This window comes from Pseudomonas sp. ES4, from assembly GCF_050586665.1.
Lineage (GTDB): Bacteria > Pseudomonadota > Gammaproteobacteria > Pseudomonadales > Pseudomonadaceae > Aquipseudomonas > Aquipseudomonas frederiksbergensis.
In genome coordinates this window covers 1-613 of sequence record NZ_JBOBDO010000061.1, presented here as the reverse complement: position 1 = coordinate 613, position 613 = coordinate 1, and the positions used below count along the sequence as shown (strand labels likewise).

The window sequence follows — 613 nt, the reverse complement described above, 5'->3', positions numbered from 1 at the left end:
AGCCTGCAGCAATTTGAACTTGTCCAGGTCGAGGCCCGGTGACATCGTCGACAACACGCTCGACCAGTCGAGCCAGGAGGCCCGCGCGTCAGGCGCCAGGGCCTCCACCGCCGCCTGGATCATGCCCGCATCGCCCTCGGCGCTGAACAACACCACACCGTGCAACTTGAAACCCATCAGCGACAGCCGATGCGGGTGCAGCGGCCGATGGTGAAACCGGATATCGCTTGTATGCTCGCGGACCTGGCGCAGCACGCCGTAGGCGTTGGAACTGATGTCGTCTTTCAGCAGGGCGATCAGCGAGGCCAGTTCGAACGCCGCTTTTTCACTGGCGGCGCCATGCCGTTCCAGGGTTTGCCTTTTCTGCGCATCGGCCGGCAGCAGCCGGGCTTGCAGATGCGCTTGATACTGCCCGCCGAGGTCCAGCCGACGACACAGCGCGGCGATTTTACTCACCGTCATCGACGGTATCAGCGACGGCTCCCCCCTGAAGTTGCGGCGATAGACCCCGGAGCCGGTCCGGAAATAATCGGCGGCGGTTTCCGGCTCTTCGAAGTTATGCAGCGCCGCGTCCAGGAGGCTGGACTCGCGCAGATGGCTGGCGCCGCGATCA

Annotated in this window: 1 protein-coding gene; it reads right to left on the bottom strand. The window is 64.3% G+C overall.

The genetic code is table 11. From position 1 onward, the window contains the following. The coding region (locus tag ACQ4OB_RS27830; protein ID WP_430956870.1) for a dermonecrotic toxin domain-containing protein at positions 1 to 613 on the bottom strand (613 nt) is incomplete at both ends.